Origin of the sequence: Stieleria maiorica (genome assembly GCF_008035925.1) — a bacterium.
In the GTDB taxonomy this organism is placed as follows: domain Bacteria; phylum Planctomycetota; class Planctomycetia; order Pirellulales; family Pirellulaceae; genus Stieleria; species Stieleria maiorica.
Genome location: NZ_CP036264.1, coordinates 9766137 through 9786627, shown reverse-complemented (window position 1 = coordinate 9786627; position 20491 = coordinate 9766137). Strand labels below are relative to the sequence as shown.

The following is a 20491-nucleotide window of genomic DNA, read 5'->3' as shown; positions in this document are numbered from 1 at the left end:
GCAATGGTTCGTCCAAGGGCCAAAACGGGTCACAATCGCCGTCAATCCCCAGCCTGGACCGCCCGCGAGATGGAACCGCGGATCATGCTTGCAGCCGACGCCGGCGCAGCGGTCTCTGCCGCACCCGTCACCGATTCCGTGCAAGTCGCGCCGGCGGTCCCCACGACCGATTCACTCGCGACCGATTCACTCGCGACCGATGCCATCCCGGCCCACGCTCGTGCGCTCCAGCCGTCGGCGACGCTGGTGATCATCGATCCGAACGTCGCCGGTGACTTTGACGCCGTCGGCTTCGACATCTCGGCGGCGATCCCCGCGGGGGCGGAATTGGTGGTGCTGGATCACTCCGCCGATGCCGTGTCGCAGATCACCGCCATCTTGGCCGATCGATCCGAACTTGACAGCATGCACCTGATCAGTCACGGACGCGCCGGCCAATTGCAGTTGGGCAATGACCGGGTGGACGCAGGCACGCTCGCCGATCGAGCCGCCGAGTTGGTTCGCTGGAAAGCATCGTTCGCTGCCGGCGCCGATTTGCTGATTTATGGCTGTGACGTCGGCGCGGGCGACGAAGGTCGTGTGTTCTTGGATCGCATCGCAAAGGCCACCGGTTTGGACGTCGCCGCGTCGGTCGACCGCACGGGGGCCGCCGATCGACAGGCCGATTGGGACTTGGAACACACCGTCGGTCCGGTGACGCATGCCGGGGACCTGGACCGATCGGCCCTGTCGCACTTCCCGGGCGCTTTGTCGATTCAGGTCTATGCGGCCGGTGAAATCGGCGAAGAAGAAATGCAAGTGCAAGTCGGCGACCAAATCGTCGGCACCTGGACGATGACAGGCACCGATGCCGGTGATCGACTGTTCGGCGAATTCAACGTTCACATCGACAATGTGAGCATCGATGACATTCGGATCCATTTCACGAACGACCTGTACAGACCGGAAATCGACTTTGATCGCAACCTCCGCATCGACCGCATTGTTGTCGATGGAGTGACCTACCAAACCGAAGACCCGGCGGTGTTTTCAACCGGATCGTGGCGACCGGAAGACGGCGTGACACCAGGCTTTCGACAAACCGAATACCTGCACACCAATGGCTACTTTCAGTTCGCCTCAACCGGCAACGAAAGCGGATCGGTGATCACGATCGATGCCGAAGGCAACATGGGACAGGAACGAATGGAATTGCTGATCGATGGCCAAGTGGTTCAGACCTTCGAAAACGTTTCGACCACCCCGTCCAGCTATTCCTACCAGGCGAACCAATTGGTCACAGCCGACCGCATCGAAATCGCATTCACCAACGATTTCTACGATCCTGGCAACGACATCGACCGCAACTTGACGGTCGATCGCGTTCGAGTCGATGGGCAAATCTTTGAAACCGAAGCACCGTCCACCTACACGACCGGGTTCTACGTCGCCGGACAAGGCATCGTGTCGGGTTTCTACCAAAACGAAACGTTGTACGGAAACGGTCGATTTCAATTCCTTGCCGACAACCCCCCGCCGCCCCCAGTTGATCCGCCAGTCGATCCACCCGACAACGGAGAGAGCGGAAGTTTTGTCTTGGTGGATGACTTCGCAGCGGTGTTCGAATCCGATGGTTCGGTCACGATGACGATCGCACGTGTCGGTGGCAGCGACGGTGTGGCATCGGTCCAGTACGCCACGGAGTCGGAAACCGCCACGGCCGGCAGTGATTTCATTCCCGAATCAGGTAGCTTGGTGTTCGCCGACGGCGAAACGAGCAAGTCGGTCACCATTGCTGTTTTGCAAGACGGGCTGGTCGAAGGGACTGAATCGTTTAGTTTCCGATTGACGGGATCGGAAAATGCGAGCTTGCTTGCCCCTCGTACGGCGACGATCAATCTCCTGGACATCGATCAGGGATTGCCGGCCTATGCCTCATTCGACTCCGCCGCCAATTTGCAACTCAACCGTGATGCCAGGATCAGCAACGGCAAACTGCAACTGACTTCTGCCGTCCCCCAACAACGCGGATCGGCGTATTTCACGACGCCGATCAGTGTCGACGCCGACACGTCCTTCCAAGCCACGTTTGCCGCACGGTTTGATGGCGGACAAGGTTCCGCCGGCGGCGAGGGATTGGCATTCATCATCCAGAACTCGCCCGGTGGTACCGCCGGACAAGACATCGGCAATTACCCCGGCGGCTTGGCCTACAACGCCCAACAGAACTCGATCGGGATCGAACTGGATACGTTTCGAAACGTCTACGAACAATACTCCGGCGAAATCACGTTCACCGTCAACGGTGTGATGGTCAATCCGCATCGAACGATTCAATCGCCCTACGATCTCAACGACGGGCGGACCTACTACACCTGGGTCGACTACAACGGGCAAAGTGACAGCTTGTCGGTCTACATTTCCGACGTCAATGAAAAGCCCCAATTCGCGTTGATGAAAACGACGCTGCAATTAAACGGGATCGTCGGTAATCAGGCCTACGTCGGATTCGCCGCCGCAACCGGCAGTGCCTACAACAACACGTACATTCAATCCTGGAGTGTGACGCTGGACACGCCGGCTGCCGATCCACCCACCATCCCGATCGGCCAGATCATCCGCCAGGACATCGTCACGGGACTCAACCAGCCGCTGAACGTCGAATGGTCACCCGACGGTCGAAACATGTACGTCGGCGAGAAAGCAGGCATCGTTCGAGTCTCTCGCGACGGCGGCCCGCTGACCACGATGATCGACATCACCGCGATCACCAACAACGTCCAGGATCGTGGCTTGGTGGACTTCGAAGTCCATCCCGATTTCGCAAACAACCCGTACATCTACCTGAATTACACGGTAGACCCGCCGGAGGTTTACAACCACGTGGGCAACCCGCTGGCCGGACCCGACGGTTCAGGCAACCGAGCGGGTCGACTGATTCGGATGACACTCGATGCGTCGACCAACTACACCACCGTCGTGCCTGGCAGCACGGTGACCTTGCTGGGTGCCAACAGCACTTGGAACAATTTCAATGCGTTCGTCGATAGCACGCTGAACTTCAACCAGCCGCCGGCGGGTTTGAATCCCGACGGCACGTATCTTCAAGACTTTATCAACAGCGACAGCCGATCTCATACCGTCGGCGGATTGGCCTTCGGCACTGACGGCGCGCTGTATGTCGGAATCGGCGACGGGGCCAGCTTCAATCAAACCGATCCACGGGCCTTGCGGGTTCAAGACCCCAACAGTCTGTCCGGGAAAATCCTCCGCATCGATCCGATCACCGGGCAGGGTTTCAGCGACAACCCGTTCTTCGACGGCGACCTGAATTCCAACCGCAGCAAGGTCTATCACTTGGGTCTGAGAAATCCCTGGCGATTGTCAGTCGACCCGGTCAACGGGCGGCTGTATATCGGTGAAACCGGACTGGTCAGTTTTGAAGAGATCAACATCGGGCCGCCGGGTACGAATTTTGGATGGCCGTACTACGAGGGAGGCCAGGGAGTCAATCTGCGTACGCCGTCGTATCAAGGCCTGCCGCAGGCCCAAGCGTTTTACAACTCAGGCCAGCCGGCCAGCCCCGCGTTCATCGCCCAGCCGCACACCAACGGGACCGATGTGATTGTCTTGGGCAGCGTCGGTTGGGATTTGAATTACGGCCCGCAGTACAACAACGATGTCTTCTATGCCGACTTTGCCAGCGGCGTCGTCCGGCACGGCAGTGTCGGCGCGGCCGGCAATTTGACCTCGATCGGCGTCTTTGCCACCGGCGCGAACTTTGCCGTCGACATCCAACAAGGCCCCGACGGATTCCTGTATTACGTCGACATCGTTTCCGGATCGGTGGGGCGATTCCTGTTGATCTAAGCCGCCTTGCCCCACTGCGTCAGGGCGTCCGCCGCCATCCGTCGCAAGCGGATCACGCTGCGTCGCGGCTCGGCCGGCCGTGGGCAGATTTGAGACGACAGCGTTGGGGCGAGCAACGTCCCGGTTGGTCGGATGGCGTCCAGATGCCGCTTTAGCTCGGCGTCATCGTATCCCAATCGTTTCAACAGATCGTGGCCCAGGTGGTGCCGGTAGTCGTCCATCAATCGCCAGTCGGTCGCTCGTGCCGCCGCGCGGTCGAGATACTTTTGCACGGAATCGACCTGGGCGGCGTCACGCTGGTGGACCCCTTGGGGATCACCGTAGGCGCGATGCGTGGCTGTGCCGTAATGCTGTAGCCCATCAACCGGGCGAAGTCCGATGAAGGACTGCAATTGGGCCAAGTGCGATGCGGGATCGTGCACCAAATCCTCATAGCGCAGCGTGTAGATGCGTTCGTCTTGGATGGCCATGGCGGCGGCAATTCGAGCAGGCGCTTCCAACAGGTCGCCTCGATAGTCTTTCAGGAATCCGACGCGTGTGCGGCGGGTCCAGGTTTCCATGATCGATGACAGCACCGCCAGCGGGTTGCGCCGCAGCAAGATGATTTTGCAATCGGGAATCAGGCTCAGCAGATCTTCGATGATCCAGTAGTAACGCGGCGTCTTGTCGATCAAGGTCTTTGCACCGGCGCGGGCGCGAGCGGCTTCGTAGATCCGTGTCGCCGCTCTGCCGATCTCGGCCTGCATTTCGCTCCAGCCGCCATTCAGGTTCTCGCGAACGAATTCGCCGACCGCGTCATCGGCCAAGCATTGGTCATAGGGAGATTGAACGTCACGACGGGAGCCGGCAATCGCGTGGACCAGCGGCAACATCAACCAGGCTTCACCGGGGGCGTGCACGTCGTCATGCCCGGACAACATGGTTTGCAACAGAGTCGAACCGGCGCGCGGCTGCGAGACGATGAAGACGAGGGGAGTGGTCACAGCGTTTTCCAGTTTCCAGTCCAAGTTTGGGTGTCGTTAGGCGGCCTTGCGGCTGCGCAAGCGGTTTCGGGTCAAGATCCCGTGCAGCCGTCCGGCCAGTTTCAGCAATCGCATCGGGTCGCCGTCAAAACCTTCTCCGGCGTGCTTTTTACGGATGATGGCTTGGCACTTTTGATGCAGCGGGGCGGCCGCTGCAGACAGCCCGCTGCCGTGTCGACGATAGCCGATGCCGACACAGCCGGTGTATCGGAAGACCGCCTTCTGGGCGAGCCGCAGCTTGTAGTCCCAGTCTTCATAGATCGGCAGAGTGGCGTCGAATCCGCCGACGCCGCGCGCCAAATCGACGGATAGTAAAAAGTCGCGCGGGATCATGACACGACGGTCCAGGATCGCTTGGTACAGAATGCCTTCCATCGGCGGTGCGATCGCGCTGGCGGTCAACATCGTTTGGCCGTCGCCATCGATCCAACGAACGTCGCTGTAAACGATCGTCCGCTGCGGCTCGGGAGCGTTTTGCAGGAGCTCCCATTCGCGAGCGAGTTTGCAGGCGTCGACGTAAACGTCATCCCCGTCCAGCGACGTTAGGAAATGCCCCGACGCGGCGTCGAGTAACTCGTTGCGAACGCGAGCGATGCCGCGGTTCGTTTGGTTTTGCATCAACCGGATTCGCGGGTCGTCGATCGCCTTGATGCGGTCCACCGAATCATCCGAGGAGGCGTCGTCGATAATCAGCAACTCGAGTGGAACGTCGATCTGCTGCGACAGCACGGAGGTGATTGCCGCTTCGATGTATCGAGCGTTGTTGCAGCAGGGCATCATCACCGAGATCATCGGCCGATCGTCTTCCATCAGTCATCCGGACCATTACAAAAGAGTGCAAGCTTCCGATCGAGATCCGCGCCGGCGGATCGGCGAAGCGCACGGGTTCACCGGATGGGACCGTCGCAAAAACCGAGTGCAAATGTCAACCCGAAGTCACCCCTCCTTCGGCGCGTCTCCGCGATGTCGGAGCGGACGAAGCGAAGGGGGGCAAAAAATGGGGTGGTCAAAAAATCACTCCCCCACCGCCCCCATCCTTTGGCCCTCTGAGTCACATTTTTTGACCACGCAATCTTTTGACCACCTCTCCCTCCCCTTCATGGCCTGAACCGCCACCAAGTCCCGTCGCGGCCGATCCCGCTCCCCCAAATCCGGAGACCAAACCTTGACCGCGCAACCGCCACCCCCTGCCATCGGGTGGCGGGGGATATTCCGCGGTCCGACCGGGGAATATCGGTTTTTACCCCAGTCGGACCACCAATAATTAGTTGTTCGCGCTCCTACCCGACGCGTGGCGGCAACGCCGGGTCAACTTTCGTGTTTTTCGCGTCGTTCGTGGTTGCTCTCTTTTCCGCTGTTCCCATCGCGATCCTAGGCCTGACATCCCGGTTTGATTGATGCGCTCGAAGAGCGCCCATCGGGTTTTTTAGACCTCTGTTTCCTGGGATTCGCATTTGGTTTCGTCGTTTGACTGGTGCGCTGACAAACCGACGACTGATATGACGACCTTAAAGTCATTGCTGAATCCAACGGACCGGCTGCCCGGGCGATGTGTCTGAGGCCCGGAGGGCCGGCAGAGTGTCTGCCGGTGGCGTCAGCCCTCGTTGTTATACACAATTCATTCCCCTGATCTGGTTGCATTTGGACCAAAGCTTCGCCAACAACTACTGATGTCGTAGAGTCGTTCCATGCCGCGCATGACCGTATCGGTGCCAGGCTCGTCATGTCGTGGTCGGTCGATGTAGCCGCCAAGCCGAGCGATCATGCGGACGATCTCCTTCAACGTCGGTGGTTTCTTTGGCGGATCTTCCCCGGTGACGATCTTGTATACCGGCTGCCATTCGTCGGCTACGAATACTGCTTCACAGCTGACGTCTGGACATTCGCGACCGATCCGCACGCTGTAGAACGTTCGCCACGCCAAGATCATCGAAACAGCGAGACAACGCTCGAATCGTTCGATCTTTTCAAACCGCTTTGCTTCGATGCGAGTGCCTGATTTGAGAGTTCGGAAGAATACTTCGATCAACCAGCGAATGCAGTAGTAAGACAACACCAGCTCAATCTCTTCCTTGTTCGAAATCGGCATATTGGTCAGCAACAGCCAACTGATAGGCGTATCCCCTTCAGGCGGATCGATCTCGTGAGCCCAAATCGCGTTGACTTTCGTGGGCCGTAGGTGTCGATCGGGCCGATAGGGGTTCTTCAGTGTCAGCGTCGTTGCACGCACCTCGAGTTCGCATTGGCGTGCCTCTCGCGGTTGATTGCGTGCTCGTTTGTCACAGGCTAACTTGGGTTGGTGCGAAAGAATCGTTATCGCTTTGGTGTAGCGTACTTTGCTGGCGGCGAGTTTTTCATGCAGATTTCCTGATGGCCGACCGTGCTGATCAACGATCGAACTGTCATAGCAACTGCGAATAATCCACCAAAAGTTCTTTGGAGAATCGGAATTACACTCGATGACTTCAAAGATGTCCGCTTCGCTGTCAGCCACGCAGACAACTTGCGTTTCGGGGTGCTCGCTAGCGATTAACTGTGCTTCGCGGTGGTTTTCAAGCCATCGCAGAGACTCCTTCTCTTCAATCGGCACTTTCTTTCGATCATCGGCTTTTGACGGACCTTCCTCGCGAGTCCAAAGTTCCGCTGCAACGGTTCCTAAGGGCGTGCCGGTGGGAGTGAACGCCATCAGCGGGTGAAGCAACTCGCCGTAGCGTGAACTGCCATCTAGCGGACCGGCCCCTTCTACTTGCGTGTTAGGTTTCGTCAAATCCAGTTCCGTCGTATCGTGAGCCAAGATGACAACTTCTTGCTCAGCAAGACGCTTATAGCAGGCATCTATATGGGGCGCTAAAATGTCCTCAAAGCAGATCGCATCGTTATCAAAAAGTCGGTAGGCTGCCGTTGTTTCGTTGTGTCCTGCGCCGACTGCAGCAGGAATGCTCTTGCTCGGCAAACCAGCCATGGCGGAGAGCACTTCGGCAAGTCGTTCATTTCGTCTCTTGTCGCCAAGATCCACCGTTTCTAATTCGTCAATCACCCATTGGCTCACCATCGCAAACACTCCGTTGCTACCTGTCGTGCACCTGAACTCCCTGTGAGCAACAGTTTGAGCGATTTCGCGAATCAATACATCATCAAAAATTTGTGTATAACAACGAGGGCTGACGCCACCGGCAAGCACTGTGTCAGCCCGTCGGGCTTCGTCGTGACTGTCCAGCGAAAAGAGTGGTGACAGGGAAGTGAAGTGCCCATGGCCATTCCAATCGAGTACATTGGCCACCAGCGACAATGGTTCCCACTGACGTGTCGACCGAATGCGCGAACGAAGCGATGCACCCAAGTTCACTCATTGTTGCGATCGGCAGACCTTTCCTCCGCATGCGACACTCGCTCCACCTTCGCCGCCAACCGGTTGGCCCGTGAACAGGGTGATCGTCGACGTTCACGCTCTCGACTGCTTGAAACGGGTTCCGAGATTCGCGTTCATTCGCTTGGATTAGCGGTTCGTGTTTTCGGCGTTTTGGCACCGCTAATGAACACCGATGAACGCTAATGCCAGTACCCGAGCTTGCGGCCACCGGGATTCATCAGACCTCTGTTTCCTGTTATTCGCTCCTGAAGTCGCGGTTCGACTGGTGCGCTGACGTACTTGCTGGAAGGTCCTCACGCAAAGTCGCCAAGCCGCAAAGATTTGACCCCGCTTCTTTGCGGCTTGGCGTCTTTGCGTGATTCTTGTCTCACTTGGTGCACGGTCGACTCGGCCGAATTCGACAAACCGACGCCTGTCGAATGCAACGCTGACAGCCGACACCTGACGCGCCGACTGCTGTTTGGAGACTCGATTTTCCTCGGCGATTTCGATCGAGTACACTGGCCATCAGCGGCGATGGCTCAAGCTGTCGTCGTGGCCGATCCGCGTGAACCAAGTGGTGCACCTGAGCACTCGATCGAGTCTGTTTTGAGTTCAGTTTTTTCCGCTCGTGCCAGGTGACGGCGGTCGTTATGCCGCAAACTCAATCGTATGGTGAATCTGTGAGCTCTGATCGCTTCTCTGAAACCCAACTGGATCGCGAGCGAGCACGACTTATCAAAAACGTTACTAAAGATGCAGCGAGGTCTTTGGGTTTGCATCTTTCAAAGAACACGCCCGCCGAGATTGTTGCGGCTGTGGATGAAACGATCACAAAAGTTGTGTTTGGAAAACGCGTTTCAATTCCGAAGAAGGAAGAACGGCACTTGCTTTTGGGTTGTTTGTGGGGCGCGCAACTGGTTCGAGAACTGAATTGGGAGTGGTGCGAAATTCATTTCGACGACGGTCTAGATGTCGCGTTGGTTTCGCCTGCTCGGGATATGGTTATTTTCCCCTTCACCTTCATCAACTCATGCCTCGAGAAGCAGGTGGTTTGCACAGTAGAGTTGTCGTTCAATATTCTGATCGAACGCACCCCAGAATATGATACGGGTTCGTACTTGAATCTGATGGACTACGTTCACCACATTGTCCCACCTTACACGTTGGAACGAGAAACCTGATCATGGTCATGCGGCCGATCTATTGAGGGCACCGCATAACCAATAAGAATTTGACATCGCGTGAATCACGAGCGGGTCTCTCTCTGATCCCTGTTTGCAGCCCAAGGGCAGCGTCCACTCCGGCGGAAGAGCCGATGCTCAAATTCTCTGTTCAAGAAGCTCGGAGTCGGCGAAAAACCCGATTGGGTTTTGCTCTGATGGCACGGCAAGCTGGCGACTCCAGGGCTAACGGCAGTCGCTGTCGGTCACGCCTTGCTCATCGACCGACACGTTCCGATTGTCACTGATCGCGACACGATAGACGTACGGCGCCAAGTATTTCAGAACGGCCCGACCATCACCGACCGGTTTGATGTTCACGCCCCAGTCGAATGTGAAATTTCATGGTGCTTGCTTGGATCGTGGGTGGGATCATTCGCGAGTCGACACCGTCGTTAGACGCAGCACGTAGTGATCATCGTCAGCGTTGAGTGGCACGATTCGCACATGGTTTTGAATCGCAGAGTCGCAGAGGACGCAGAGATACGGAATTGAGTGCATGATCCTCTGCGCTCTCTGCGGCTCGGCGTTTTAATCTCTCCCCCCTGCCTTCGTCCTTGACGCGCCGATCTGTTGCCACCCATCAACGTGCCGCGAACGTGTGAAGTGAAACTGCTGGCAAAGTCGTGGAACCATTCAACGCAGTTGGCGGAAAGGGGAGGAGCCGTTTTTGATGACTGGGTGGTTTTGAGCGGGTACGGATCGCGTCTCTCTCAACGACCGAAGCGAGATCCTCACGTGCCAAAACCACCACGCTGAGACGTGGCCGGCGCACCGTTCTGCTTCCACGCAACTCGAATTCGCCTGGGACTGAGGATCCGATAGGATCCGTTCTAATCCAGCCCTGTAACCGGCTCACCTGAAGGCCGACGAAGTTCTGGCGCACGATTTATCCCCGTTCCTCCGCCTATCCCCGTTGCTCCGCATGCGCGGATAGATGGCAATTCGTTCGCCGACTTGAAGCGGCGGCACATTGAAAAGCTTGAAACTCTAACGGACTGTTGGTAACGTTTCTCCAACGCTCCACTTTCCGTGGCAATTTGTCGACGGAGTGCTTTCGGCGAGTTTTCCAGTGAACATTCTTTTTGGAGACCTTCGCCATGTTTCTTTCGATCAGCGCCGTTGAATTGATTTTGACTTTTGTCGCCGGTGTATCTGCACTTGTGCTTTATGTTCGTCAAGATGACCGGTACCACTGGGCATTTGCAGCGTTTGTTTGCGCGGTTGTAGCCACCGCAATTTCGCCGGCTGACCCAATGTCGATGATCCTGATGTCGATCATTTTTTTTGGTTTTTTCACCTTTGGGACGCGATACCGCCGTGCGGAAAAAACCAAAGTTGGCGATTTGATCGCCATCAAATCAATCGGCTCGCTACAAATTGCTATCGGAATCGCTTCGCTCGCTGTTTGTGTGTTGGCCGTCGGTCGTCTGTATTCTGCAACGCTTGCTGAGCCGATGTTTGGTTATCAGGCATTTCGAGTTTGGGCGACCAACGTGACCAGCATTGGTTTTCTGGCGGTTGCTTGTATCGTGTGGTTGCACGGACTATTGTTCCGGCGACCCGACAGCGATCGACTTGAGCACAACTAGTCGTAACGGTGCTTGACGGCGAAATCGGGCTGTCCTCGTGGCCGGACGCGTGAACCGAGAGGTGCCTTGCAGTCGGCGCGTGGAGTTTGTATTTGAATCCCCGTCGATCGCGGAGACGCGATGGCCACACGCCGTTCGACTGCTAATCAGCGTCATGACAGAGAGTGATAATCGCCATCACGTAGTCGCGACGATCTGAGAACACATCGAACCCATTGATCGAGGCGAAAGATACGAAGACCCTCTGTATGACGCTATCGAAGGTGAAGTCGGTGCTCGAATCGCAAGGCGTTCCGAAGGGGGCAGAGCTGCGATACACCCGCGACGGTGCAGAGGTCGTTGATGAATTCGGAGTGACGGAATGCGTTGCGGTATAGAATTCATGGCATGTCCCGATCATGATGAGCGGGGGTCAAAACATCAGCACACAACCGACGCCATTTTTTGACCATTCTTGCTCCCAATTCATCTTCAGTTCCACCGCCAAGGCGGCTGAAGGCAAGACACGCTGATCCTTGGAAATCGGGCGGCGTGAAACCGAAAAACTGGCACTCCCCGTCCGGATCCGCTCTAATCCGGTCGTCAACCGGCCCCCGAGGACCGGCGCAGCTCTAGCGCATGATCGATCTCCGCTGCTCCGCATGTGCGGATCGATCGCAATTCGCTCGCCGTGGAGCCGACGACTCAGTCACTTGCTCGGTTGCATCAAACTTGTCGCACTTCACTCGAATTGGACTGCCCCGCGTTCTGCCTCGTCGGTTCCAGCTGCGCACCCTCCTGCTCATCGTGCTGGTTGTCGCCGTATTCTTCGCCTGGATCGGCAAAGACTTGATTCGCAGTCGTTTACAACGCTCCATTGTTGAGTCAATTGAGGCCTCCGGTGGTCAAGTCTTCTTCGACTATCAAAAAAGCTCTTCGAGCGGATTCACCGCCTACCTTCGGGATGCGCAACCTCACGGTTCTCGCGTCATCCGCGCGTTGTTCGGGGAAGATCTGTACGCAAAGGCTTCTTGCGTCGTATTTCTCGATCCTCAAACGGTTGACGGTGACATCGCACGTCTGGGAGAGCTTCCGGATCTCAGCGAGGTAATGATCAGCGGTGTTGGCGTTACCGATGAGTCCGTTCAGAGCATCCTGCGAATCCGACGATTACGTAGCCTCTCGTTGACGCACACCTCCGTTTCCCCGCAGGGTTTGGCAGGGCTCCAGGCAGCTAGAACGCTTCAGCATCTCACGCTTGCTGGAAGCAGCGCCACTGACAAACATCTTGAAACGCTCTCCGAGTTCCACGCCCTGGATTCAATTCAGGTTATCGACTCGCCTATCACTGACGATGGCCTCCGGAGCCTAGGCGGATTGCATCGCCTAAAACGGCTTGACATTTACAGATGCAAGACGATTTCGAATGCAGGCGTCAGCGAACTCGGTCGGCTGGAGGACCTTGAACGATTGCATCTATTGCAATCAAACATTTCCGACGCATCACTGGAAATCCTCGTCCGTTTGCGACGGCTGCGTGAACTTCGGCTGGACGGCAAAATCACGGATGTTGGATTTGGTCACCTTGGGAATCTGCAAGAAATGGAATACCTCGATCTTCATGACACGGGTGTCGGTGATCTTTCTCTTGCAACGATCGCCCGGTTTCGAAGGCTTAAGTCGCTCGATCTTTGGGGCACACAGATATCAGACGAAGGTCTGCGACTGATTTCAAATCTGCCCGAACTTGAACATCTAAATATCGCATTTACCAAGGTGACTGGCGCTGGCCTCGAGCACCTGGCCGACATGTCTTCACTTGCATCTGTTTCAGTACAGATTGACCACAGCGTCACGCTCGATCGCGTCAAAGCACTCAAAACCAAATTGCCCGACTGTGCGATCTCCTGTTGGACGCAGAATCCAGACGGCAGCCAGCAATGCTCACGCACACTCTAATCCTCACGGGGCCGAAAAACTGGCACGCTTCACCCGAATCCGCTCTAATCCGGTCCTGTGACCGGCCCACCCGAGGACCGGCGACGACGATGGCTGTGGCTGTGTCGTAAAGGGACTGTTTTTTGACGAGCCAACGAATACATGTGCGAATCGCCTCCTGATCGGCTTGACCAGATTGCCAACGCTCTGGCTGAACGGCTGAACTCAGACGCCAGTTCTCAATCTTGGAGAACGGAATGGTGGCATGTAAACGTGTGTGTGCAAAACTCAGGTTCGAAGATCGTGTCTCTTGATCAGCCACGTGAGGTCGATCGCGACGGCTGTCGTGATCCGTTCTGCATCGATCTCGTCTGTTCGAATCAACGGCTTTCGCCGGGAATGTTGATTTCCGACGCCAACGGAGGCGGGGGTAACTTTGCAGCAACTGGGTTCGAATTGAGAACATCCTTCGATGACGCCACTGATCCCGAGCTGTCTAAGAAATATGACGCCTTGCTTTGCAAGCGTTGGTTTTCAATCACCAATCCGTCTCGTTGGCGCATTGAGGGACTTGAGCTGAAACCGCCGGAGGTTGACCGCGAAGCGATTCGGCACGCCGATGCTGCGGTCGACTATTTCGATCGCCGGCCTCGACTCGATGACGCGATACGACAGTCGATGAAGAGCTTTGTCGAAGTGGCGTCGCAGGCGGATTCGTCGCAACAGGCCATTTTCGAGGCTGCAACTCGGGTCGCCGAAGCGCAGCTGCCAATGCTTGCCGAGTGCGAGGGGATTGGCGATCCCGAACAAGCTGCCAAGTGGTTTCTTCTCACTCAGGTGTGCAAAACTCTGGCCGACGATCTCGATCAGCTAACCCTCCTGTTCGCTGATGATCCGCCAGAGGATTGAGTGCCAATGCGACGATATCGGGTAACGACGTCTCTTTCAGGACACCTCGGGTGTTTGAAGTGCGCCAACGAAATTAAAAACGCGGGTGACACCGCGACGCCGGTGAGTCGGCGGGTCAGAGGCCGCTCCAGCGCGAGAGCCCTGTTGGGGCGGCACAGTACATCGTGCCGCGCATGACGTCCATCCAATTCGATTGCCATTCATTGCTAAACCTTGACTGGACAGTGCCTTTGTCGGCCTGGCTCTTTCTACCTTCTTGCTGAACAAGCTGATCCGACCGTGACAGAAAATCCGTACCAATCGCCCTCGCCAATTCCTTCGACGAACAACTCCGACGCGCACCGCGAACCGACCGCTCGACCCATCGGCGTTTCGATCCTTGCCGTCCTACACCTTGTCGGGGGTCTTCTGCTCTTCGGCGCCCAGTTCCTCATCTTTGCGAATCTAGGAGCCATGGAGGAATCCCTGAGCTCGGTCGGCATTCCGTACGTGCTATTGGTGATCGGCGTGATGTTCCTGGCGATCCTCACGATCGCATCCGGCGTCGGCATGTGGATGGGGACGAAATGGGGGTGGTGGCTCGCGTCATTCTATTACGTTTATGGCATCTTTCGGAATGGTTCGGCGTTGTTCACCGTCGTTACCATGGCGGATCAACTCGAAGGCGGCACTCGCGGACCAGAGTACTACATGACCAAGCACGGGGTACGCATCGTGATCCATTGCTTGTTGGTGCTCTATTTCTTCAAACCCAACGTGCTTGAGTTCTTCGATATGACGACTGTGAACAAGGCGCGCGCCGTCGGCGTTCTCGTCGGCATCTGCACCGCCCTTGCCGTGGCGATGTCGGCGATCGGGTTCGTCATTGATTGATCGACCTGATGTGTTCGTGCCGCCCCCATCGCGCCGGTGGAAGACACCTTGTCAATTTTCGTGTGATTAGCGTGTTTCGTGGTTCCTTCTCCGTGTTCCTCTGCGGTCTCTGTGGTCATTTGTTCTGCCATGCAATCATTCAGCTTCACACGATTGATGACTCGCATTCTTCGACTGACGATCGGCACTCCGCCGTCCTAAGGAATCCCCCAGTGTCGTGCCGGGGCGACATCGAAGCACTCCGGCATTTGGGTCGAATGATCCGCCTGCATTGGACTCAATCCAATCGTCGCGGCGACAAACTTTCCCGTCGCATCCCGTCGAAGCGTGTATACTCCTGGTGGCTGCCGGATAGCCATGCAGCGGTATTCAGATCAGGACATGCCTTCACCGGGGACAAGCATTGACCCAAGAACCAAATTCGACCGACGCGGAAGCGTCCGAGGGCGAGGCGGGCGGCGATCCGCAGACCGACGCGGCGACCCAGGCCGGCAAGCTCCATCGTCAGCTCTCTGCTCGCTGGATCGTTTTGGCGTTGTTGATTTCGATGCTGGTTGCGGCCAATTGGCCACTGCAGTATTCCGTGACCGTTTCGGGCGGGGCGGTTTGGGCCGAGTTGCCGTTCGACTTCGGTCTGCGAAGCGAAGAGGCGGTGCGGATGATCGACCCTGTGGAAGCGGGTTGGCCGTTTCGCTACTACATTCGTCATTCGTTTCCCGATGGCGACGCCCAGGTTCAATGGTTCGGCGGCGCCATCGGTTTGAATCTGGCGATCGCCACCCTCTTTGTCGCGATCGTTTTCCTCTACTTGCGGCCTTCGGAACGAAAAACCAATCGAATTTCGCTCGCCGATTTGTTGTTTGTCGTCACGCTCATCGCTTCGGTGATGGGCTACTGGAGATGGCAGATCCGTCAGTCCGAGGCCGACAAAGCCATTTCCGAAAGACTTTCGCCCTACGGACAGGCGATGCGTCAGACGTACATGCCCACGGTTTTGGACGACCTGATTCCGACGTCGATGCGACCGATCTGGACGAGGACCACCGCCGTCAATCTCCAAGAACCCTCCGACGAACAACTGCAACTGGCGTGCAAGCTGGCGTACCTGAGATCCCTGCGGATCGGAGGCGGTCAGTACGACAACACGCCGCTCCGCCGTCTGCCCTCGATGCGTTATCTGCAGGATGTTCGAATCGCCGGCACCGAATTGGACGGGGAAACCGTGTTGGCGTTGTCACAGTGTTCGTTGCTCGGACAGCTGAACATTTCGCACACCAACATTGCGTCTGATGCGCTCCAGCACTTCGCAAAACTTCCGCGACTGTCACGGCTGATGGCCATGGAAACGATGATTCCGTTCCAGGCCTGGCAGCAGTGCGATCTGAAGAACAGGTTGGACGTCTTGGTCTTGTCTCGGCCGAAAACGGGGACCGACGGTGAAATCGAACTTGAATCGTGGCCCAAGTTACGGCACCTCACGTTTCAATCGCTTGACGAGCCGCTCAACTCGCGGCTGTTTGCGATTTCGCTGAACGACATGCCCCACCTTGAACACTTCGGTTTCGATTCGTTTCAGTTTGTCGATCTCGATCTACGGCGTTTGCCGAAACTTGAGAAGGTTCACTTGCAGTACCACAACACGCAGACCCGACTGGCCGACAACGACCAGATGCCATATTACGCATGGATTCGCCGGTGTGTTTTAAAAGAGCTGCCGGTGCTCGATTCCTTGCGGTTTTACATCCGCGACTTCGAATCCATCGAAATGGATGATTGCGCTGCGATGACGTATCTGGTCGGGACCAGCAAGATCATGCCGGGGGCTGGGGATGCGACCTATGACACGTCGATCAGCGGGGCGTGTACTCAACGAGTGATCGACCAGTTCGGAAAGCTGACCGGGCCGCCGCTGCTGGCCTTGCGAGGGTGTGATCTTCAAAACGTCGACTTTGCACCTCTGAAACAAAACTCCGCGGTTGCAACACTTGACTTTCAATACAGCTCATTGGCGAAAAAGTCAGCCGACGAGATTGCTTCGCTGTCTGCGACAACCATTGACCTGCGAAACGCTACGGTGGGTGTCTCGTTTGTCAACTCGCTTAGCTCCCAGATGGAAAATCTAGAATCGCTGCTGATCAATTCGGACGTCAACGCGATTCGCGTCGAAGACAAACCGAAACTTGAAACGATCATCTTTGACCAGCACAACAAATCACAGATCACCGCATTGCGATTGATCAATGTGCCAGAACTTCGGTCTCCCTTGGTTCTCTCCCCGATCGGAAACTACCTGCATGTGGAATCTGCCCCCAAGCTTTCCGGTTTGGCGGTTTTGAGTTCGCTTCCGGAGGTCAAAATCAGTGGCGTCGCCGGGTTGAAGTGGTTTCTCGGGGGCGGCGAGGGGATGAATGACGAAGCGGTTTCGGAGGTGCTCAAGGCCGACGGGTTGACTGAATTGACGATCGCGTATCCCTCGGCGTCCTCGCAAACGTTTGACCGGGTGCCGGACCTGCGATCGCTCAAGCAACTGGCCCTTCCCGGGGCGGCTCTCGACGACGAGTTGTTTCAACAGTGGCAGCTCCCCGAGACACTCACCGAGTTGGATCTTCGAGATTGCGGACTTTCGGCGGCGACGACGAGTCACATCATTGCTCGCGGACGCTGGGAGCGACTGCTGCTTCGGGGGAACGAGATCGATGTCCGTTCCCTATCCGAACTGCGAAACAGCCCCTCACTTTTTGAGCTCAGTCTGAGCGGAATCACCATCAACAAGCAGGTGATCGACGCGATGGGCCCCCTTCAATCTCTGATGAAGTTGGATCTTGCCGGCGCGACAATTGAATCGGGCGGACTTGCGTCGATCATGGACACTGCGAGTTTTTTGACCGAAATCGACCTCACCGGCGCGAGCGCTGATTGGTCGGAAATCGATCCGATGATCCGAACCAACCAAGCGCTCAAATTTCGACTTTCGCCGGTCGACGCGACGGTCGCCCTGATCACAAGACTGACCGTCGAGGAACGGTTGATATTGGAGCGTGATGCCTTCGAGACGTGGTTCCAGCCGCCGGCGCCCCAGTTATTGGGCTACGACCCGCGGGGGCTCCCCGTCTACGCGGATCTCGATCGCGACAAGGGACCGAGCGAATTCGAACGCCCCGACTGGTCAACCGATTTTTTCCGCCCCGATCCCGATTTCATCGCTCCGGCCGGAACCGTCGGCGTTTCCGCCGCCCCGGTCGGCGCGGGTGCCCGTTCGGCGATCGGCCGATTGCTGCAATCGATCAACTTCTCCGGCGCGGGCGTTGACGACATCGACAACTCAAACGAGGTGGACGAAGAATGAAGTGCCCAGCGATTGTCTCTCTGGCGGCCATTGCTGCGATCGCCTTGTCAGGTTGTGACCCGGTCCCGCCGGAACGTCAGTTTTCTGTTCCCAGCGACGAAACGCTTGTTGCCTCACCGGCAACCGCAAATCAAATCCGCTGGCCGGTGATCGAAAAGAAGTGGCAAGCCACGAAACCGACCGACAGCAGCTTCCTCCGCCAAATCGAGCCTGGTGCGATTGGCCGAATCGCCGACCAGATCATCGCGGACGGTCTCAAGCAGATCGAAGCATCGAAATCCAGCCAACAACCGCCGCCGTGGAGCGTCGAATCGAGTGGAATCACCGGCGAAGCGTCGACAGCGGCAAGACTTGCCCTTGAAGAGATTCACGGCCACCCGATGCTCCGTGAGACGATTGCCATCCCGCCCGAGATCGCCGATCCGACCGTATGGCTGGACAAGACGGCGCGACACCTGGTCATCGGCGGCGACAACGGGTTGTGGATTTCCAGGTTGCCGTGGCGGCCGTGGTGGGCATTGCCGGGCACGCCGCCGACGGAACTCGACGAACCCGGTGACGCGAGCAAGTTCCAACAGGTTCCATTGTCCGGCCCGGGTGAAGACGCGCTGCAGGTCGGTTTTTTCGAACGGCAACCGGACGGATCGGATTCCCGAATGATCGTCGCGTCGGGTAAACAACTTCATCTGGTCGCTTGCAACCAAGCCGCCGTGATCGGGTCGCTTTCATTCGACGAGAACATCGCACACTTGAGCGTGGCGGCGGAAACAGGGCATGCGGCCGTCGTCGACCGATCGGGCAATCTGTACGTGACCGCCCCGGAGCTGTCCGAAGCGACAAAAATCGGCGAGGTCAACCTGCAGTTTCCGATGCCGGCGATTTCGCCCGAAGCGGCCCGGATCGCGGCATGGCACGACGAACAAACCGGTCGCGTTTTCAAACTCGACGAGGGGGTCTTGGACGACGATTTTTACGTCCCCCTCATCAATCCCGGCGAACCGATGATGGTCCGATGCTCGCGAGCCTATGACCTATGGATCGAGAAGAATGCCCGCCACAAACGCCCCAATTATCCGAATGAGTCCGGAGCAGATCGCAAAAGCTGGCGGGCGTCGATCTACTGGGACATCGCTGACGTGATCGAGCTGCACAATTTCCCCACGCAGAGTTCCCAACTCTGCATCGCTGATCGTCCGTTGCCCGGCGGCGGTCGCGAGCGGGTGATGTACCACACCGCCCTCGGTGATCGCCGCTTTGATCGGCCGACCCCGACCGAAGATTTCGGCGATCGCACGCTGGTGGTCGCGGCGTCGGGTGACGTGATAGCCTACCATGACGGTCGAACGATTGACCTGTACGCGCGCATCATGGACGCGCCCCAGGGCGCGAGCCGCTTGGGGGATTTGGCCCGCTCCTGGGCTTGGCAGAATCATTTCGACGATTTGGAAACGCTGCACTCGGTAATCCGAGCCCTACCAGAACGGCGGTTCAATCGCACCAAAGAACAACTCTACATGGTGTTTGTCGAGGCGATTGCCGGGCAATGGATCAACAACGAACAAGCACTTGAGAATGACCAGACGGGCGAAGAAGACCGTGCCCTGGTAAAAGAACGATTGGCGGGATTCTCCGAATGGGAAAAGAAGCAGTCTCCCCTTGCGCTGGCAACCAAAATGCAATACTGCGTCCGAAAAGCGTGGTTGGCCAGGGGCCACGGCTGGGCCAATTCGGTCTCCGAGGATGGCTGGCGGACGTTTGAATCGGAGAACAAACGGGCGCTCGAAATGTGGAACAAACTGCGTCAGACCGGTGACGTCCCGGCATTCGCCTACGGGATCTTCATCGGCTTGGCCCGCGACGCGTCCCTCAGCTACGATGCGACCGATGATGAGGCCCGTGAGTTTTTGGAGCGATTCCCCCACGACGACATGTTGCATCGTCAAATGATGAACCGGCGACTGGAACGCTGGGGCGGAACACGCGGATCGGGGGCAGCCTACGCCGCCGCAGTCGCCCAGGCGATTGGACCGCCGATGGGCGATTTCATCTATTCAAGATGCATCGAACAGATTGCAAGTGTTTTTCCGTACGCGTTTTTCAATTACGCCCATGTCGACGGAAATCGCGTCCTCGCCGGCATTCAGTACGGATTGGACACGAGATACTACCAAGAGCAAAGCACTCCACAAGCCATCCGCTTGGTCGCCGGTTCACACAGCCGAGCGGGTGCGCCGGCCGCCAACTCGGCGTACGCCAAGAACGCACGTCGACTGTGCGAAGACTTAGCGGAGTACTATCGATCGAGATACCCGATGTTGACCAACGAGATCGCCGACAGCACGGGGTATGAAGGTCACATTCGCATGAAGTCCTTATTGCCGGAGTGATGCACTCCCAAAACTCCCCACCTT

Annotated in this window: 12 protein-coding genes and 1 pseudogene; 9 read left to right on the top strand and 4 right to left on the bottom strand. The window is 57.2% G+C overall.

What is annotated here, in order from left to right:
- Positions 1-84 precede the first annotated feature (84 nt).
- Positions 85-3849, top strand: a complete 3765-nt coding sequence (locus tag Mal15_RS33445; protein WP_167547204.1) for a DUF4347 domain-containing protein — start codon at positions 85-87, stop codon at positions 3847-3849.
- Here the strand turns inward: Mal15_RS33445 and Mal15_RS33440 are convergent.
- The 3 genes from Mal15_RS33440 to Mal15_RS33430 all read right to left on the bottom strand — a co-directional run bounded on the left by Mal15_RS33440 (position 3846) and on the right by Mal15_RS33430 (position 7923).
- Positions 3846-4832, bottom strand: a complete 987-nt coding sequence (locus Mal15_RS33440; RefSeq protein ID WP_167547203.1) for a sulfotransferase family protein — start codon at positions 4830-4832, stop codon at positions 3846-3848. The two genes, Mal15_RS33445 and Mal15_RS33440, sit on opposite strands and share 4 nt — an antisense overlap.
- A 36-nt stretch (positions 4833-4868) precedes the next feature.
- Positions 4869-5681: a glycosyltransferase family 2 protein gene (locus tag Mal15_RS33435; RefSeq protein ID WP_147871697.1), complete on the bottom strand. Its 813-nt coding sequence runs from the start codon at positions 5679-5681 to the stop codon at positions 4869-4871.
- Between the two features lie 808 nt (positions 5682-6489).
- Positions 6490-7923 (bottom strand): IS4 family transposase, encoded by a 1434-nt coding sequence (locus Mal15_RS33430; protein ID WP_147871696.1) that lies wholly within the window; start codon positions 7921-7923, stop codon positions 6490-6492.
- Positions 7924-8903: 980 nt separating this feature from the next.
- Here Mal15_RS33430 and Mal15_RS33425 point away from each other — a divergent pair.
- Positions 8904-9404 carry a hypothetical protein gene (locus tag Mal15_RS33425; RefSeq protein WP_147871695.1) on the top strand — a complete coding sequence of 167 codons (501 nt, stop codon included), beginning with the start codon at positions 8904-8906 and terminating at the stop codon, positions 9402-9404.
- A 243-nt stretch (positions 9405-9647) separates the two neighbouring features.
- Here the strand turns inward: Mal15_RS33425 and Mal15_RS33420 are convergent.
- Positions 9648-9770, bottom strand: a pseudogene (locus Mal15_RS33420) (transposase); the annotation flags it as partial.
- A gap of 773 nt (positions 9771-10543) precedes the next feature.
- Between Mal15_RS33420 and Mal15_RS33415 the strand changes: the two are divergent.
- The 7 genes from Mal15_RS33415 to Mal15_RS33390 all read left to right on the top strand — a co-directional run bounded on the left by Mal15_RS33415 (position 10544) and on the right by Mal15_RS33390 (position 20467).
- Positions 10544-11035, top strand: a complete 492-nt coding sequence (locus Mal15_RS33415; protein WP_147871693.1) for a hypothetical protein — start codon at positions 10544-10546, stop codon at positions 11033-11035.
- Positions 11036-11283: 248 nt separating this feature from the next.
- Complete coding sequence (locus Mal15_RS34965) at positions 11284-11412, top strand: hypothetical protein (RefSeq protein WP_261344580.1); 129 nt, start codon at positions 11284-11286, stop codon at positions 11410-11412.
- A gap of 334 nt (positions 11413-11746) precedes the next feature.
- Positions 11747-12973, top strand: coding sequence for a leucine-rich repeat domain-containing protein (locus Mal15_RS33410; protein WP_167547202.1), 1227 nt, complete (start codon positions 11747-11749; stop codon positions 12971-12973).
- A 378-nt stretch (positions 12974-13351) separates the two neighbouring features.
- Positions 13352-13861, top strand: coding sequence for a hypothetical protein (locus tag Mal15_RS33405; protein ID WP_147871691.1), 510 nt, complete (start codon positions 13352-13354; stop codon positions 13859-13861).
- Positions 13862-14140: 279 nt separating this feature from the next.
- On the top strand, positions 14141-14734 hold the full coding sequence (locus Mal15_RS33400) for a hypothetical protein (RefSeq protein ID WP_147871690.1): 594 nt from the start codon (positions 14141-14143) through the stop codon (positions 14732-14734).
- A gap of 403 nt (positions 14735-15137) precedes the next feature.
- A complete protein-coding gene (locus tag Mal15_RS33395; protein WP_147871689.1) occupies positions 15138-18080 on the top strand; it encodes a leucine-rich repeat domain-containing protein in 2943 nt (980 codons plus the stop codon).
- Positions 18077-20467, top strand: a complete 2391-nt coding sequence (locus Mal15_RS33390) for a hypothetical protein (RefSeq protein WP_147871688.1) — start codon at positions 18077-18079, stop codon at positions 20465-20467. Before Mal15_RS33395 ends, Mal15_RS33390 begins: the two co-directional genes overlap by 4 nt.
- Positions 20468-20491 lie beyond the last annotated feature (24 nt).

Bases quoted from the DNA above. Each gene is read 5' to 3' on its own strand.
- Mal15_RS33445 (WP_167547204.1), top strand. From the start codon at position 85: ATGCTTGCAGCCGACGCCGGCGCAGCGGTCTCTGCCGCACCCGTCACC.
- Mal15_RS33435 (WP_147871697.1), bottom strand. From the start codon at position 5,681: ATGGAAGACGATCGGCCGATGATCTCGGTGATGATGCCCTGCTGCAAC.
- Mal15_RS33430 (WP_147871696.1), bottom strand. From the start codon at position 7,923: ATGGTGAGCCAATGGGTGATTGACGAATTAGAAACGGTGGATCTTGGC.
- Mal15_RS33415 (WP_147871693.1), top strand. From the start codon at position 10,544: ATGTTTCTTTCGATCAGCGCCGTTGAATTGATTTTGACTTTTGTCGCC.
- Mal15_RS34965 (WP_261344580.1), top strand. From the start codon at position 11,284: ATGACGCTATCGAAGGTGAAGTCGGTGCTCGAATCGCAAGGCGTTCCG.
- Mal15_RS33405 (WP_147871691.1), top strand. From the start codon at position 13,352: ATGTTGATTTCCGACGCCAACGGAGGCGGGGGTAACTTTGCAGCAACT.
- Mal15_RS33390 (WP_147871688.1), top strand. From the start codon at position 18,077: ATGAAGTGCCCAGCGATTGTCTCTCTGGCGGCCATTGCTGCGATCGCC.